This window comes from Mesorhizobium sp. BR1-1-6, from assembly GCF_020165355.1.
Lineage (GTDB): Bacteria > Pseudomonadota > Alphaproteobacteria > Rhizobiales > Rhizobiaceae > Mesorhizobium.
In genome coordinates, this window is record NZ_JAIUHZ010000013.1 from 45,966 (window position 1) to 61,867 (window position 15,902).

Consider the following 15,902-nt stretch of genomic DNA (forward strand, 5'->3'; position numbering starts at 1 on the left):
GGGCTTTAGATGCGGCTGCCGGTTTGGGCATCGAAGAGCGAGGCGCGCATCGGGTCGAAGCCCACCGTCACCGCCTCATCGTTCTTGGGCGTCCGTTCCGAGGTGACCCGGACGCTGAAATTCTGCTTTGCAAGCTTCAGCCACACCAGCGTGTCGGACCCCATCGGTTCGACCACCTCGACATTGGCCGCCGTCGAGAATGGCCAGCCCGTGCCGCTGTTCAGGCTGACATGCTCGGGCCTGATGCCGAACACGGCAGGGCCGGCTTCCGGTTGCTTGTCGAAATGATAGGTGCCGAGTGGAACCTTGAGATTGTCGGCCACGAAAAACCAGTTGCCAGCGTCTTTCTCGAGCCTGCCGTCAATGAAGTTCATCGCCGGCGAACCGAGGAAGCCGGCGACGAAGCGGTTGACCGGTTTGTTATAGATGGTCTGCGGCGCGTCGAGTTGTTGGATGACGCCGCCGCGCATGACCGCGATACGGTCGGCCAGCGTCATCGCCTCGATCTGGTCATGCGTGACGTAGATCATGGTGTTCTGCAATTTGCGGTGCAAAAGCTTGATCTCGACGCGCAGTTCGGAGCGCAGCTTGGCGTCCAGGTTCGACAGCGGCTCGTCGAACAGGAACACGTCGACGTCGCGCACCAGCGCGCGCCCGATCGCCACGCGTTGGCGCTGGCCGCCGGAGAGCGCTGCGGGCTTGCGCTGCAACAGCGGCTCGATCTGCAGGATCTCGGCGGCGCGCGCTATGCGCTTCGCGATCTCGTCCTTGGGCACGCCAGCGACGCGCAGCCCGAAGGATAAGTTCTTCTCCACCGTCATCTGCGGATAGAGTGCGTAGGACTGGAACACCATGCCGATGCCGCGGTCCTTGGGCTCTTCCCAGGTGACGTTCTTGCCCTTGATGAAGATGCGGCCGTCCGAAATGTCGAGCAGTCCGGCGATGCAGTTGAGCAAGGTCGACTTGCCGCAACCCGAGGGTCCGAGCAGCACTATGAACTCGCCCTCGGCGACGTCGAGGTTGAGCGTCTGCAGCACCGAGACCAAGCCGAAGTTCAGCGACAGGTCCTGGATCGAAACGCTGGTGCCGTTTGCCGCCATCGACATCACCCTTTCACCGCGCCGGCGGCAATGCCGCGCACGAACAATTTGCCGGAAATGAAGTAGACGACCAGCGGCACCAGCCCGGTCAGGATGGTGGCGGCCATGTTGACATTGTATTCCTTCACCCCCTGCACCGAGTTGACGATGTTGTTGAGCTGCACCGTCATCGGATAGGTGTCGGGGCGCGTATAGACGACGCCGAACAGGAAGTCGTTCCAGATGCCGGTCACCTGCAGGATGACGGCGACGACGAAGATCGGCAGCGACATCGGCAACATGATGCGCAGATAAATGCCCCAGAAGCCGGCGCCGTCGACGCGCGCAGCCCTGAACAGTTCCTCCGGCATGGAGGTGAAATAGTTGCGGAACAAGAGCGTCAGGATTGGCATGCCGAAAATGGAATGCACGATCACCAGGCCGCTCAGGCTGCCATAGAGGCCGATCTCGCGCAGGATGATGACGATCGGATAGATCATCACCTGATAGGGGATAAAGGCCCCGACGATCAGGATGACGAAGAACGTGTCGGCGCCCTTGAAGCGCCAATTGGCCAGCGCGTAGCCGTTCACCGAGGCGATTGCGATCGACAGGATCACCGAGGGGACGGTGATGCGCACCGAGTTCCAGAAGCCGCGAGAGAGACCGTCGCAGTTGAGACCGGTGCAGGCCTGCGACCATGCCTTGACCCACGGCTCGAACGTGATCTCGACCGGCGGCGAGAAGATGTTGCCGAGACGAATTTCCGGCATGCCCTTGAGCGAGGTGACAACCATCACATAGAGCGGCAGCAGGTAATAGAGCGCCACCACGATGAGCGTGCCGTACAGGAAGATGTTGCGGCGCGACAGCATGTGCCGGGGCTTCGGTCCGCTCGGTCCCGAGGCATCGGCGCGGATGGCGGCTTGGGATGCGGCCAGGGAGACGGCATGATCAGACACGCTTGCGGCCTCCGAATTCGAGATAGGCCCACGGCACGATGACGATCATCACCGACAGGAGCATCATGGTCGAGGCGGCAAAACCCTGGCCGAGGTTCTGGGCGAAGAACATGTAGTCGTAGACATATTTGGCTGGCACTTCAGAGGAAATGCCGGGACCGCCGCTGGTCTGCGCTACGACGAGGTCGTAGACTTTGACGATGCCCGACGCGATGATCACCAGCGTGGTTATGAAGACCGGCCGCATCATCGGGATGATGATGAAGAGATAGGTCTTCCAGGTGGAGATGCCGTCCACCCGCGCGGCCTTCCAGATGTCCTCGTCGATGCCGCGCAGGCCGGCCAGCATCAGGCACATGATCAGCCCGGTGCCTTGCCACAGCGCGGCGATCAATATGCCGTAGATGACGATGCTCGAATTGTAGAGCGGATCGAAATTGAAGCTTGTCCAGCCGAGGTCGCGAACCACTCCTTGAACGCCGAAATCGGGATTGAGCAGCCATTGCCAGACGAGGCCGGTGACGATGAAGGAAAGCGCGAAGGGATAGAGAAAGATGGTGCGGAACGTGTCCTCGAAACGGATCTTCTGGTCGAGCAGGGCGGCGAGCAGGAAGCCGATTACCAGCGAGAAGACGAGCGACAGCACGCCGTAGATCAAGAGATTCTCGATCGAGACGAGCCAGCGCGGCGTCGCCCACAGCCGGTAGTACTGGTCGAGCCCGACGAAATGCAGCCGCGGCAGAAGCTTCGAATTGGTGAAGGAATAAAGCACCGTCCAGGCCGTGCCGCCGACAAACACCACCAGCGCGGTGAGGATCATCGGGATCGAGGCGACCTTCGCGTTGAGATTGCGGAAGAGTTGGCTCGGGCGTTCGCTCTTGCTCATCGGTGCAGCCATGCTGGATCGGGTAAGGGCGGCAAGGTCGGCACGTCTCGCTCCCGGCCCTGCGGTGGCCGGATCGGGAGCGAGACGGCTCGTCGGCGGTCAATCGGCCGAGGCGATGATGTCGGCGAAGCGCTTCTGCGCCTCTTCAAGCGTCATGTCGGGCTTGGCGAAGAACTCCGAGAACAGGTCCTCCTTCTGCTTCTGGCTGTCCTGCGAGAGCAGTTGGTCCGTCCAGGGCATGACAGCGCCCTTGGCCAGGATGTCGAGCCCCTTCTTCATGCAATCATTGGCAGCGTTGAGGTCGACGTCGCCGCGCACCGGCAGCGAGCCTTTCTTGAGATTGAAGGCGACCTGGGTCTTGGGATCGAGCAAGGTCTCGGCCAGCACTTCCTGCGCCTTGGACTTGTCGGCGTCCTTGAGCAGCGGGAAGTAGAAGGCGTCGCCGCCGGTGGCGATGACCTCGTTCAGGCCAAGCCCGGGAAGGCAGGTATAGTCCTTGCCGGCGGTCTTGCCGGCGACCTGGAATTCGCCCTGCGCCCAGTCGCCCATGATCTGGCCGCCGGCCTTGCCGGTGATGACCATGTTGGTCGCCTGGTTCCAGTCCTGCACATTGGTGTTCTTGGCCATCTTGCGCGCATCGTCGGCCGCCTTGAAGACCTTGGCGACTTCGGGACCGGCGGCGAACGTCGCATCCTTGTCCTTGTAGACCTTGAGGAAGGTGTCCGTGCCGCCCACTGCGGCGAGCAGCACGTCGAATGCGCCCGATGCCTGCCAGGCCTGCCCGCCGACCGCGAGCGGGACGATGCCGGCCTTTTCCAGCGCCGGGGCGGCGGCGACATATTCGTTCCAGTTCTTCGGCACCGGCACGCCCGCCTTCTCGAAGGCCGCGTTCGACAGCCACAGCCACTGCCAGGAGTGAATATTGACCGGCACGCAATAGATCTTGCCGTCGATGGTACAACCGTCGAGCAGGCTCTTCGGCCGCACGACCTCGGTCCACTTGCCCTTGGTGGCGACATCGGTGAGGTCGCGCATCAGGCCTGCCTGCACCAGCTCTTCCGCCTGCCGGCCGTGATTGAACTGGGTGGCGCCCATCGGGTCGCCGCCGGTGATGCGGCTGATCATGATCGGCCGCGCCGTGCCGCCGGACCCGGCGATGGCGCCGTCGACCCAGTGGTTGCCGGTTGCGTCGAAGGCCTTGGCGAGTTCGGCGACCGCCGCGGCCTCGCCGCCGGATGTCCACCAATGGGTGACTTCCAGATCGGTTGCGGCCGCCGGCCCGGCAAAATTCAACGCCACCGTCGCCGCAAGCGCGGCGGTCAGGAATTTGTATCGCATTTCGGTTTCCTCCCAGAATCTGAAACGTTACAGATTTTCGATACGGCAATTGCAAGATATGCGCAACCCTTCCCTTGAAAGTCAGTTCGATATTTTTCGAGGCGCGAACAAAATCCTTTCGGGATGGAGCCCGTTGTGCAGCGCAATACGCAAAATCCCACATGGCAAGACAGAAAGCTCGCAAGAAGCTTGCTCCCAATGCCTTTCCTGCTGATTCCCAACGCTTTTCGGCGGCGAGCCCATGCGGACTTTCGACCTCGGCCACAGCCTGGTCGAACACCGGTCGTGACAATCTGTAACGTTTCAGTATAGGCTTGTTCAGCTAAGGAGACGCGCCATGGGAGCGACGGCGGCGATTGCCGGCCTGGCCGGCGGCTGCTAAGCGCCTGACGGGGCGGGACGAATGGACAGACTGCGCACGGACAGCGATGACGAGACGTCGGCCAGGGAGCGGCCGACGCTGAAGACGCTTGCCTTCATGACCGGGCTCGGCGTCACCACCGTGTCGCGGGCGCTGAAGGACGCGCCGGAGATCGGCGCCGAGACCAAGCGCCGCGTCCAGCTCGTGGCCAAGCAGATCGGTTACCGGCCGAACCGCGCCGGCGTGCGCCTGCGAACCGGCAAGACCAACGTCATCAGCCTCGTGCTCAACACCGAGCACGAGATCATGAGCTTTGTCTCAGACATCATCTACGGCGTCACCGAAGTCATCGCCGATACGCCCTACCATCTGATCGTCACGCCCTACTCGCGCTCGCAGGATCCGCTGGATCCGGTGCGTTATCTGGTGGAGACCGGCTCCGCCGATGGCGTCATCATTTCGCGCACCCAGCCCAACGATCCAAGGGCCCGCTACATGCTGGAGCGCGGCATACCCTTTGCAACGCACGGCCGCACCGATATGGGGCTCGTGCACCCCTATCATGATTTCGACAATTACGCCTTCGCGGCCGAGGCGGTGCGCCATCTGGCCGGCTTGGGCCGGCGTCGGCTGGCTCTGGTGACGCCGCCGGTCGGCCTGACCTATCACGGCCACACCGTGAACGGCTTTGCCGACGCGCTGAGCGAAGTCGGCGCCTCGGAGGTGCCGTTCAACACCGTTTCGATCGACCACTCGATCGAGCAGATCAGGATGAGGACCGCGCAGCTGATGCGGCGCGACATCAGGCCGGACGGCATCGTCAGCAGCGCCGCGGCCGCCACGCTTGCCATTGTTGCCGGCATCGAGGACGCCGGGTTGAAACTCGGCCGCGACATCGACGTGGTGTCGAAGCAGTCGTCGGAACTGCTGCATCTGTTCCGCCGGGAACTGCTGATCGTCAACGAGAACTTCCGGCTGGCCGGCTCCGAGCTCGCCCGCGCCGTGCTCGGCTGGATCGGCGGCGCGGCGCCCGGCTCGCTGCAGTCACTCAGCGCGCCGGGCGAAGTTGTGGCCTATCGCGGCTGATTGAAGCCCCGCCGCCAGAGCAATTCCCGCGTAGCTTTCCTAAGGCATTGCCCAAAAAACAAAGAGATAGAGCGGTACGCCGTTCCGCGAAACGCTGAACCGCTAGCCGGCGGCGCCGCTCCCCCAGGGTCCATGGAAGGCGCCCTTGTCATCGATACGCTCGAAGCCATGCGCACCGAAGAAATCACGCTGTGCCTGGATCAGGTTCGAGGTCCCGCGGCCCTGGCGATAGCTGTCGAAATAGGCAAGGGCCGAAGACAGCGCCGGCACCGGCGATCCGGCTTCGGAAGCCCTGGCCACGACGCGCCGCAGTGACGGATGCGCCTCCTGCATCATGGTGATGAAGGCCGGCGCCATCAGGAGATTGGTCGAAGCGCCGCCGCGGCCGAAGGCTTCGGCCATGGTGTCGAGCATCTGCGATCGGATGATGCAGCCGGCACGCCAGATCTTGGCGATGGTCGGCATCGGCAGGTTCCAGTTGAACGCCTTCGAAGCGCCGCTCATCACGGCGAAGCCTTGCGCGTAGGCTGATATCTTGCCGGCGAACAGCGCCAGTTCCAGATCCTTGAGCAGGTCTGCCTTGTCGCCCGAAATCCTGGTGACGCCGATGTTGCCATAGGCTTTTTCCGCCGCAAGCCGCTCGTCCTTGATCGATGACAGGACGCGTGCCGCCACCGCCGCCTCGATGGCGGTCGCCGGAATGCCGAGTTGCTGTGCCTCGATAACGGACCATTTGCCGGTACCCTTCTGGCCGGCGCGGTCGAGGATGATGTCGACCACCGGCTTGCCGGTCTTGGGATCATCTGACGCCAGCACCTTGGCGGTGATCTCGATCAGGTAGGAGTTGAGCCGGCCCTTGTTCCAGCCGGCGAATACGGCGCCGATCTCCTTCGGCGCCATGCCCAGGCCATCGCGCAGGATCCCGTAGATCTCGCCGATCATCTGCATGTCGGCATATTCGATGCCGTTGTGGATGGTCTTGACGAAATGGCCGGCGCCGTCGGTGCCGAGCCAGGCCGCGCATGGCTCGTCCTTGAACTTGGCGGAGATTGCCGTCAGCACCTTCTCGACGCGCTTCCAGGACTCCTCGGTGCCGCCGACCATGATCGACGGCCCGTGGCGCGCACCCTCCTCGCCGCCGGACACGCCCATGCCGATGAAGGTGAGGCCGGAGCCCGCCAGCTCGGAAAAGCGCCGCATCGTGTCGCGGAAATTGGCGTTGCCGGCATCGATGACGATGTCGTTATGGGACAGCACGCCGCGCAATGCGGCGATCTGTTCATCGACCGGCTTGCCGGCCAGCACCATGATGATGATCGGACGCGGCGGCCGGATCGCGGCGGCGAGTTCTTCCAGGCTGTAGCAGGGGACAACCATATCCCTGAGCGCGCCGGCATTCTCGACAAAGGCATCCGTACGCGCCTTGGTGCGATTGAAAACGGCGATGCGGTGCCCGTGCTCGGCGATGTTGAGCGCCAGGTTGGAGCCCATCGTGCCAAGGCCGATCAGGCCGATTTCGGCTTTTTCCATGTTTCTTCCCTGCTTTCGGATCTTGTTTGTTCGAGCCCGCGATTGCCGGGGTTTCGCCAAGATGCATCCTGCCAGGGATGATTGACGGGCCTTCAGGCTCGCGTCAACCGCCTCGCCGAATTGTGTTGGAGAGCCATCACGGCCTGATGTCTACCGGCGCCTCGATCTTCACCATCTCGAAGTCGGAGACCAGTATGTCGATGCGCGCCGTCCACCGGCCAGGGACCGGGATGACGAGATCGTCGACACGCCAGCTGCCGTCGCCGGGCTTTGTCGCGGCCCGCTTCAGCGGCTCGATGCCGGAGTCCGGCTTCGACAGCACCAGCGTCACCTCCTTGGCGTCGAGCGGCCCGAAATCGCCGGTCATGATGATCATCGAGGCGGCGACCGGCCCGACATGGCCGGGCGTGATGCTGAGGTCCGCCATCGCCTTCAACGCGTGGATATGAACCGACACCGGCTGCGCCGCGGCAATCGCCAGCGCCCGTGGCGGCGGCGTGAAGCGCCAGCCGGCGGCAACACCGAAGATGGCGAGTACGATCAGTATTTCGACGCCGATCGAACGGGTGAGCCTGCGCCGCACTTCCGTCGCCCCGGCCTCGGCCATTGCCGTCAATCTCCAGCGGTTGACGGCGGCGAGCGTGAACAGGAAGACCAGCAGCGCGAGCTTGACCAGCAGCAGCCGGCCATAGGCGGTGTTGACCAGCGCTGCGGGTGTTTGCACCTGGATGACGGCCAGCACCACGCCGGCGGCGGCAAGCAAGGCCACCACCGGCATGATAGTGGCGGAGAACCGGCGAAGGAACGTGACGGCTTCGGCATCCTGCCGTTTCAGCGCGAGTCCGAGCGGCGCCAGCGCACCGGCCCAGAAGGCAATGCCGGCGCCGTGCAGGAACACCATCGGCCGCGTCAGCCATTGTGGCTCGGCGGCACTTGCGTGGCCGCTGGCCGCGAGCGCGAGGCCCGTTCCGGCCAGGCCGGCGAGCGCGAGGGGCCTGGCGGCCGCGCGCGGTCCGGCCAGCGACAAAAGGCCGAGCCCCAGCGCGATCAACGCGATCAACACCGTCCAGCCGAAGCTGGTGCCGAGACCGGCGGTCCAGATGGCCGGCTGCGCCATATGCGAGAGCGGCGCGCCGAGCGCATCCAGCCCTTGAAAGCCAAGCGACATGGGTGCCGCGACCAGCCCGCACAGGATTGCGGCGGCAACGAAGCGCTGTCCGGCGCGGCCACCCCGCGCCAGCCAGGCAAGAGCGAAGGCGCCGCCGACGCCGAGGAACAGGCCGATATAGAGGCAGACCTTGCCGATCCAGATCGCCGAGCGCAATTGCCAGTCGACGGCTTCGGAAACAGCCGGCGGCTCGCTCGCCGCGCCGATGGAAAACAGCAGAGAGCCGCCGACCGGATGACCGTCGGCGGAAATGACTCGCCAGCTCAGCACATGCGTGCCCGATCCAAGTGCCTGCGGATCGTCGATCACGACGGTCTGGTCGCTGAGGCGGAAGGACGTCAGCGGAACGGGCGTGCCGTCGGGCTTCACCAGCGTCAGCACCAGTGGCGAGACCGGTTCGCTGAAAGTCAGCGCGAATTGCGCCGGGGCCTGCGACAGCACGGCGCCGTCGGCCGGATCGGTCTTGATCAGCGCGGCGTGCGCAAAGGCCTGATTTGTCGTGGCCACGGCAATCAGCATGGCCAAGGTCAGCAGCCCTATGGCAGCTCGGCCGATGAGCTTGCCGGTCGCGCGAACCGTCCTGGAAGGGAATATCACCGTCATGTCATTGCCATGAAATGCGGCGCGCTCCTGACAATGGAGCGCATCGCGAGAGCTTACTTTTTCGGCGTGAGCTCGATGCCGGGCGCGGGGTTCTCCAGGGCGTCTTCGTCCTGCCCGGCCGCCGGGATTTCGATCCAGCGGTCGGCGGCGCCACCGCACTCCTGCACCACCGGGAAATAGAGTTTCTGACCCGCCGGGAGGTCTGCCGTCAGCATCGCACGGAAGACGAACTCGTCGTAGAATTCGTCCGGCAGATTGCCGCCGCTCCAATCGACCTCCTTGACGCCGTCGGCCACCGCCTGGCCGTAGAGCTGGTAGGATTTCTCGTACTTGCCCTTCTTGGTCTGCAGCGTCCAGCCGGGCTTCGGCATCGGCTTCACCGCGATCACCCCTTCCGGGATCTGCACGCGCACGGCGGTCGTCGCCTTGCCGTCACAGCCATGCGGCACCCGCAGGATGGCCTTGTAGGTCGAACCGACCGCCGCTTCCTGTGTTTCGAGCGTGATATGCGCGAAGGCGGCACTGGTTCCCAGCGCCAGAAGCGCGCCGGCCGACAAAAGATACTTGTTCATGATGGTCCCTCTGAATTCAATATGGATGGCGCGGTCAATTGGCGTGGTCGTCCATGCCACCGCCCATGCCTTCGACAGCGAACTCGACGTTGACGGCGCCAGCCTTTTCGAAGGTCAGCGTGGCTGCGAATTCTTCGCCCTGCTTGGGTTGCCGCTTCAGGCCGATGAACATCAGGTGATAGCCGCCGGGCGCCAGCGCCACCTTGCCGCCGGCCGGGATTTCCAGGCCTCCCGTCACCGGCCGCATGGTCATGACGCCGTCCTTGACGCCCATTTCATGCAGCTCTGCTTTTTCGGAGACGTCGGAGGAAATCGACAGCAGCCGGTCGGGTGCATTGCCCTTGTTGGTGATGGTGAAATAGCCGCCGGCCACCTTGGCGCCTGTAGGTGTCGCGCGCGACCAGGGATGCTCGATTTCGAGATCGCCGGCCTTGAATTCATGCGCGCAGACGGCCTGGGCACCGAAGAACAAGAGGACAAACGCCAGCACGGCAAGGCCGACACGTTCATTGAAACGGCGCAGGAACTTGGTGCGGCCGCCCGAAGGAGGCGCCGCGATATGAAAAGCTTGGGACATGGTTTGCTCCATGAATAGGGGATCGCGCCGATGGCCGGTCGCGAAAGATCCGTTCTTTGGATGAAAGCACCGGCGGAAGGTTCCGCCGGGCGTAGAGCAGGCTCAGGCCGACAGCGGCGGCGCGCGCGGGTTCGACGGCGACCGCTGGCGCGCGAAATCGAGATGCGTGGCCGCCGGAAAGATGAAAACGACGGCTTCGAACGAAAGCGAGGCCAGCGCAAGCCCGGCATCGGGTGGCGGCGCAAAGGCCGCTGAAACCATGCTGCAGCCCAGCATGCAGCATGCCGGCAGATGCGACGGATGCGGGCCGCCATCGGGAAGCTGGGCAGTGCCCTCGTGGGTGCAGATGACGTTGCCGAAGGCGTCGATTTGCGAGGCGGCCGGTCCGGTGGCGAAGGCGAATGCGCTCAGCGTCGACTGAAGCAGCAGCAGGTAGGCCGCGACAAGCGCGACCGGAATGCTCCACCGTCTCCCCTTTTTGGTCAAATGACTTGCCTGTTCAAACCATCTGCATCTTCAAGCGATCACCGGAAGATGTCTACCACGGCAGCAAGAGACGGAAAATCGGCAAATCGGTGCTGCGGCAACGCGGCGCGATCAGGGCCTCTGTGGATGCCGGCTCTCGGGGATCGAGGTCAGCAGCGTCTGGCGCGCCGACTTCAAATGCTTGCGGCAGGCGGCATCGACCTTGCCCAGGTCGCGTGATTTGAGCGCCGCGATATAGGCCAGATGCTCGCCGATCGCGATTTCGTTGCGCTCGCGCTCCTGCGCCTTGTTCCACTGGTAGTGGTAATGGAAGATCATGGCGATGACATCATAGAAATCGACGATGAAGCGGTTGTGCGAGGCGCGGTGGATCAGCCGATGGAAGCGCTCGTCGAGCTCCGAGAACTCGTTGAAGCGCGTGGCGATGTCACGGGCGAGGCCGCGGTGTTCCTCTTCGAGATTGTCGAGATCGACCCACACCGCGCTGTCCTGCGGCAGTGCGGTGAACGCCGATGCCGAGCGCAGCTCGAACATCTCGCGGATTTCCGTCAACTCCAGCGCGAAGGCGCGGGTGAAACCCTTCAGCACCCAATGGCTGTTACGGCGCTTCTCGATCAGGCCGAAGCGGGAGAAGCGGATCAGGAACTCGCGCACGCTGGTGGTGCCGACGCCGATCTCGCGCGCCAGTTCGAGCTCGTTGATCTGCATGCCGGCCTCGGCGCCGCCGGCGAGCAGCCTGCGCATGAACGACCGCTCGATGATCTCGGCCAGCGTGTCGGTCTCTTCCTCGGGAAAGAAATCATCGGGGCGCGTTTCACGCAGCACCGTCTTGGCGCGCTTGTTCCAGGCGATCAGTCCGGTTTCTTCCATGCGCCCAAGGATGCTGCGCACCGTGGTGCGGCTGACGCCGAGCAGCGTACCCAGTTCCGGTTCCGAAGGCAGGCTGCGCGTCTCGTCGAGCAGCCTGAGGCACCTGTTATAGGCATCCTTGTAAACGTTGTTGCTCTTCGACATGCCCTGACCCATCGCTGGCCGGCGCTTGCGGCGGCCGGCTTGAAGCGCAATATGATGTTCCTATCGCCTTCGAAAGCGGAATCGCTTTGCCGAGGGGCTCGCTTACCGGTTGCAGCGCCGCTACTCATCCAGCCGCACAGGAACTGCCGGAAAAAACAATTGACGCAAAACTGTTTTTTCACGATAAAAGACATTAACTCTTAACAAGCGCGTGTCAATCCGCGCCTCCCAGGATCACCCCAGGAAACGCCCGTGAACGCCTCCAACTCAATTCTTCTGTCCCCAGCCGACAATGTCGCGGTCGCCAACGGCCGCATCGAGACCGGCACCGCGCTGCCCGGCGGCGCGCTTGCCGCCGCCGTCATCGAGCCCGGCCACAAGGTGGCGATCAAGCCGATTCCCGCCGGGTCCGCCGTGGTCAAATATGCCCAGGCGATCGGCCGCGCCACGCAGGACATCGCGCCCGGCGAGCATGTCCATTCGCACAATCTGGTGTTCGAGGCCGGCCGCCTGCCGGTGGTGCCGCCAAGCGAGGCCGAGCATGCGACCGAGGCCGACCGCGCCCGCACCTTCATGGGTTATCGCCGCGCCGACGGCCGCGCCGGCACGCGCAACTTCATCGGCATCATCGCCAGCGTCAACTGTTCGGCCACCGTCTGCCACGCCATCGCCGACGCAGCCAACCGCACGCTGCTGCCAAAATATCCCGGCATCGACGGCTTCGTCCCGATCGTCCACGGCCAGGGCTGCGGCATGAGCGCCACCGGCGACGGGATGATGGTGCTGCACCGCACATTGGCCGGCTATGCCCGCCATCCCAATTTCGGCGGTGTGCTGATGGTCGGGCTCGGCTGCGAGGTCAACCAGCTCACGCTGTACGGCCAGAAGGGTGCGGCCGCCGGTAAACGCCATTTCAACATCCAGGATGCCGGCGGGTCGCGCAAATCGGTCGAAAAGGCGATGGGCGTGCTGGCCGAGATCGCCGAGGAAGTCGGCCAGCTCAAGCGCGAACCCATCCCGGTCAGCGAGATCGTCGTCGGCCTGCAATGCGGCGGCTCCGATGGCATGTCAGGCATCACAGCCAATCCGGCGCTGGGCGCTGCCGTAGACATCCTGGCCGGCGTCGGCGGCATCGGTATTCTCTCCGAGACGACGGAAATCTACGGCGCCGAACATCTGCTCGCCTATCGCGCCGCGACGCCCGAGATCGCCAAGAAGCTCGACGGCTACGTCAAGTGGTGGGAGGACCACGTCGCCAAGCACGGCGCCTCGATCGACAACAACCCCTCGCCCGGCAACAAGCGCGGCGGCCTCACCACCATCCTGGAGAAATCGCTGGGCGCGGTCGCCAAGGGCGGCCAGACGCCGCTCAACGGCGTCTTCGGCTATGCCGAAAAGGTCACCGGCAGCGGGCTGGTGTTCATGGACACGCCCGGCTACGACCCGGTGTCCGCCACCGGCCAGGTGGCGGGCGGCGCCAACATCATCGTCTTCACCACCGGCCGCGGCTCCTGCTTCGGCTGCCGGCCGACGCCGTCGATCAAGGTCGCCACCAACTCGACCATGTATCATCAGATGGAAGAGGACATGGACGTCAATTGCGGCGTCATCGCCTCCGGCGAGAAGACCATCGCCGGCATGGGCCGCGAGATCTTCGAACTGATCGTCGAGACGGCCTCCGGCCGCAAGACCAAGAGCGAGGATTTCGGCTACGGCGACAACGAGTTCGTGCCCTGGCATCTCGGCGCGACGCTCTAGCTCTTTGAAGTCGCGCAGTCCGGAAAGTGGCCACGAGCTTTCCTGGAATGCTGCGGCTTGAGGTCTTGGAATCTGCCGCGCCGGATAATGGCGGGCAACGGAGGTTGTGCATGGAAAAACGCCGCATCGGCCAGACGGCGCTCGAGGTCACCGAAGTAAGCTTCGGCGGTGCCGCGATCGGCGGGCTCTACCGCGCCTGTTCGCGCGAGGCGGCGATGGAAACGTTGCAAGGCGCGTGGGAGGCGGGCCTGCGCTATTTCGACACCGCGCCCTTCTATGGTTTCGGCCTGTCGGAGCGGCGTTTCGGCGACTTCCTGCGCTATAAGCCGCGCGATTCCTATGTGCTGTCGACCAAGGTCGGGCGCCTGTTCCGGCCCGTTCCGGAGGATCAGGTTCCCGATCACTCCTATGTCGATCCGCTGCCCTTCGCGCTCGACTACGACTATTCCTATGACGGCATCATGCGCTCGGTCGACTTCAGCTATGCGCGGCTTGGTCTAAACAGGATAGACATCCTGTTTGTGCACGACATCGGCGTGTACACGCATGGCGTCGAGAAGACCAAAATGCACTTTCGCCAGTTGATGGACGGTGGGCTCAAGGCGCTCGAAGAACTGAAAAACTCCGGCGTCATTTCCGCCTACGGGCTCGGCGTCAACGAAGTCCGGATATGTCTCGACGTGATGCGTCGCGCGCCGCTCGATTGTATCCTGCTCGCCAGCCGCTATTCCTTGCTCGATCGCAGCGCCGAGGCCGAACTTTTGCCGCTCTGCCGCGCCCGACAGACTTCGCTGGTCATCGGCGGTGTGTTCAACTCCGGCATATTGGCGACCGGACCGGTGCAGGGCGCCCATTTCGACTACAAGCCCGCCAGCGGTGACGTGCTCGACCGCGTCGGCGCGATGGAGCGGATCGCGGCCGAAGGTGGTTACCCGCTCGCCGCCGCCGCGTTCCAGTTCCCTCTCCAGGAATCCTCGGTCGCCACCGTGCTGACCGGCACCGCCAAGCTGGCGAACCTGACCCGCAACCTCGAACTGCTCGATGTCGACGTGCCTCAGGCGGACTACGCCAGGTATCGCCCCTACACCGTGGTGCAGGAATTGGCATGAAGCCGCCGGCCCGCCCGGGTGAAGGTGCGATCGCGGGGCTTCACGATCCCGCGAACCGGAGAAGGAACGGGCATTCTATATTGACTAATTTATGGAATTAATATTCCATAAATTAGTCACGCGAAACGGAAGCGTCGGGCAGCGTGGGGAGAGCAAGGCGCCAGTGCGGTCATGACCGCCATGCCCCGAGGATGGCATAAACACCGCTTGCATCGACCGGATTGATGCACTATCAAAATATTGCAACTGTTTTTTATTGATAAAGTTCTGTTTGGCTACGCCTATCCGAACCGAGCTTCCATATCGTTCACCGGGCGACCTAGGGAGGAATTCCATGAAATTCGTGACCAGCATTCTCAATCGCCGCGCAGTCATGGCGCTGGCGGCCGCGTCGATGCTTGCCGGCGTCATGCACCCGGCGCCGGTTTCGGCGGCGGACGTGACCATTCCGATCATCGTCAAGGACACCACGTCCTTCTACTGGCAGATCGTCCTGGCCGGGGCCCGCAAGGCCGGCAAGGATCTCGGCGTCAACGTGCCGGAGCTCGGCGCCCAGGCAGAAACTGACGTCAACGGCCAGATCTCGATCCTCGAAAACGCCGTTGCCAGCAATCCGGCGGCGATCGTCATCTCGCCGACCGAGTTCAAGGCGCTCGGCAAGCCGATCGACGAAGCCGCAGCCAAGGTCAAGGTTATCGGCATCGATTCCGGCGCCGACTCCAAGGCCTTCACCTCCTTCCTGACCACCGACAACGTCCAGGGCGGCCGCGTTGCCGCTGACGGCCTCGCAGCGGCCATCGGCGAAGCCAATGGCGGCAAGATCGAGGGCGACGTTGCCCTGATCACCAACACGCCTGGCGCCGGCTCGCTCGAACAGCGCAAGCAGGGCTTCATCGAGCAGCTCAAGGCGAAATATCCGGGCCTGAAGCTGGTCGCCGACAAATATGCCGACGGCCAGGCCACCACCGGCCTCAACATCGCCACCGACCTGATCACGGCCAATCCGAACCTCAAGGGAATTTTCGCTTCCAACCTGATCATGGCGCAGGGCGTTGGGCAGGCTGTCGCCGAAAACAGCCTCGGCGGCAAGCTGGCGCTGGTTGGCTTCGACAGCGACGAGAAGCTGATCAAGTTCCTCAACGATGGCGTCATTTCCGCCCTCGTCGTCCAGGATCCCTACCGGATGGGCTATGACGGCATCAAGACCGCACTTGCCGCCTCCAAGGGTGAAAAGGTCGAGACCAATGTCGACACCGGCGCCAACCTGGTCACCAAGGCCAACATGAAGGATCCCAAGATCGACGCGCTGCTCAACCCGAAGCTCAACTGAGTATCGGCACGCGCAACCGTTTCCGGGGCCTCTGCGCCCCGGA

General features: G+C 63.7%; 14 protein-coding genes. 4 read left to right on the forward strand and 10 right to left on the reverse strand.

The genetic code is table 11. The annotated features are described in order from the left end of the window. Positions 1-5: 5 nt before the first annotated feature. The 4 genes from LB545_RS21780 to LB545_RS21795 form a co-directional block, all read right to left on the reverse strand. Entirely contained in the window at positions 6-1,100 is a 1,095-nt protein-coding gene (locus LB545_RS21780; protein WP_140500461.1) for an ABC transporter ATP-binding protein, read from the reverse strand. 5 nt (positions 1,101-1,105) lie between these two features. After that, positions 1,106-2,041 carry a carbohydrate ABC transporter permease gene (locus LB545_RS21785; RefSeq protein WP_140513776.1) on the reverse strand — a complete coding sequence of 312 codons (936 nt, stop codon included), beginning with the start codon at positions 2,039-2,041 and terminating at the stop codon, positions 1,106-1,108. Further along, on the reverse strand, positions 2,034-2,927 hold the full coding sequence (locus tag LB545_RS21790; RefSeq protein WP_140558367.1) for a carbohydrate ABC transporter permease: 894 nt from the start codon (positions 2,925-2,927) through the stop codon (positions 2,034-2,036). The genes LB545_RS21785 and LB545_RS21790 overlap by 8 nt, the downstream gene beginning before the upstream one ends. Before the next feature lie 99 nt (positions 2,928-3,026). Next, entirely contained in the window at positions 3,027-4,265 is a 1,239-nt protein-coding gene (locus LB545_RS21795; RefSeq protein ID WP_140513777.1) for an ABC transporter substrate-binding protein, read from the reverse strand. A gap of 403 nt (positions 4,266-4,668) precedes the next feature. Between LB545_RS21795 and LB545_RS21800 the strand changes: the two genes are divergently transcribed. Next, positions 4,669-5,712: a LacI family transcriptional regulator gene (locus LB545_RS21800; RefSeq protein ID WP_224705825.1), complete on the forward strand. Its 1,044-nt coding sequence runs from the start codon at positions 4,669-4,671 to the stop codon at positions 5,710-5,712. Between the two features lie 102 nt (positions 5,713-5,814). On the opposite strand, the gene gndA is transcribed toward LB545_RS21800, so the two are convergent. The 6 genes from gndA to LB545_RS21830 all read right to left on the reverse strand — a co-directional run bounded on the left by gndA (position 5,815) and on the right by LB545_RS21830 (position 11,662). Continuing rightward, entirely contained in the window at positions 5,815-7,263 is a 1,449-nt protein-coding gene (gndA, locus tag LB545_RS21805; RefSeq protein WP_281405859.1) for an NADP-dependent phosphogluconate dehydrogenase, read from the reverse strand. Between the two features lie 115 nt (positions 7,264-7,378). Continuing rightward, positions 7,379-9,013: a copper resistance CopC/CopD family protein gene (locus LB545_RS21810; RefSeq protein WP_224705826.1), complete on the reverse strand. Its 1,635-nt coding sequence runs from the start codon at positions 9,011-9,013 to the stop codon at positions 7,379-7,381. A 53-nt stretch (positions 9,014-9,066) separates the two neighbouring features. After that, the gene (locus LB545_RS21815) at positions 9,067-9,585 is read right to left on the reverse strand and encodes a YcnI family protein (RefSeq protein WP_224705828.1); all 519 of its coding nucleotides are present in this window, start codon (positions 9,583-9,585) and stop codon (positions 9,067-9,069) included. A gap of 34 nt (positions 9,586-9,619) precedes the next feature. After that, on the reverse strand, positions 9,620-10,162 hold the full coding sequence (locus tag LB545_RS21820) for a copper chaperone PCu(A)C (RefSeq protein ID WP_140522558.1): 543 nt from the start codon (positions 10,160-10,162) through the stop codon (positions 9,620-9,622). Between the two features lie 102 nt (positions 10,163-10,264). Continuing rightward, positions 10,265-10,621, reverse strand: a complete 357-nt coding sequence (locus tag LB545_RS21825; RefSeq protein WP_140549462.1) for a DUF2946 family protein — start codon at positions 10,619-10,621, stop codon at positions 10,265-10,267. Between the two features lie 138 nt (positions 10,622-10,759). Beyond that, the gene (locus LB545_RS21830) at positions 10,760-11,662 is read right to left on the reverse strand and encodes a GntR family transcriptional regulator (protein WP_140513783.1); all 903 of its coding nucleotides are present in this window, start codon (positions 11,660-11,662) and stop codon (positions 10,760-10,762) included. Positions 11,663-11,914: 252 nt separating this feature from the next. Here LB545_RS21830 and LB545_RS21835 point away from each other — a divergent pair, with 252 nt between their 5' ends. The 3 genes from LB545_RS21835 to LB545_RS21845 all read left to right on the forward strand — a co-directional run bounded on the left by LB545_RS21835 (position 11,915) and on the right by LB545_RS21845 (position 15,859). Next, entirely contained in the window at positions 11,915-13,420 is a 1,506-nt protein-coding gene (locus tag LB545_RS21835) for a UxaA family hydrolase (protein ID WP_140500299.1), read from the forward strand. Between the two features lie 110 nt (positions 13,421-13,530). Further along, on the forward strand, positions 13,531-14,529 hold the full coding sequence (locus LB545_RS21840; protein WP_140522562.1) for an aldo/keto reductase: 999 nt from the start codon (positions 13,531-13,533) through the stop codon (positions 14,527-14,529). Positions 14,530-14,863: 334 nt separating this feature from the next. Continuing rightward, the gene (locus tag LB545_RS21845; RefSeq protein WP_140500303.1) at positions 14,864-15,859 is read left to right on the forward strand and encodes an ABC transporter substrate-binding protein; all 996 of its coding nucleotides are present in this window, start codon (positions 14,864-14,866) and stop codon (positions 15,857-15,859) included. Positions 15,860-15,902 lie beyond the last annotated feature (43 nt).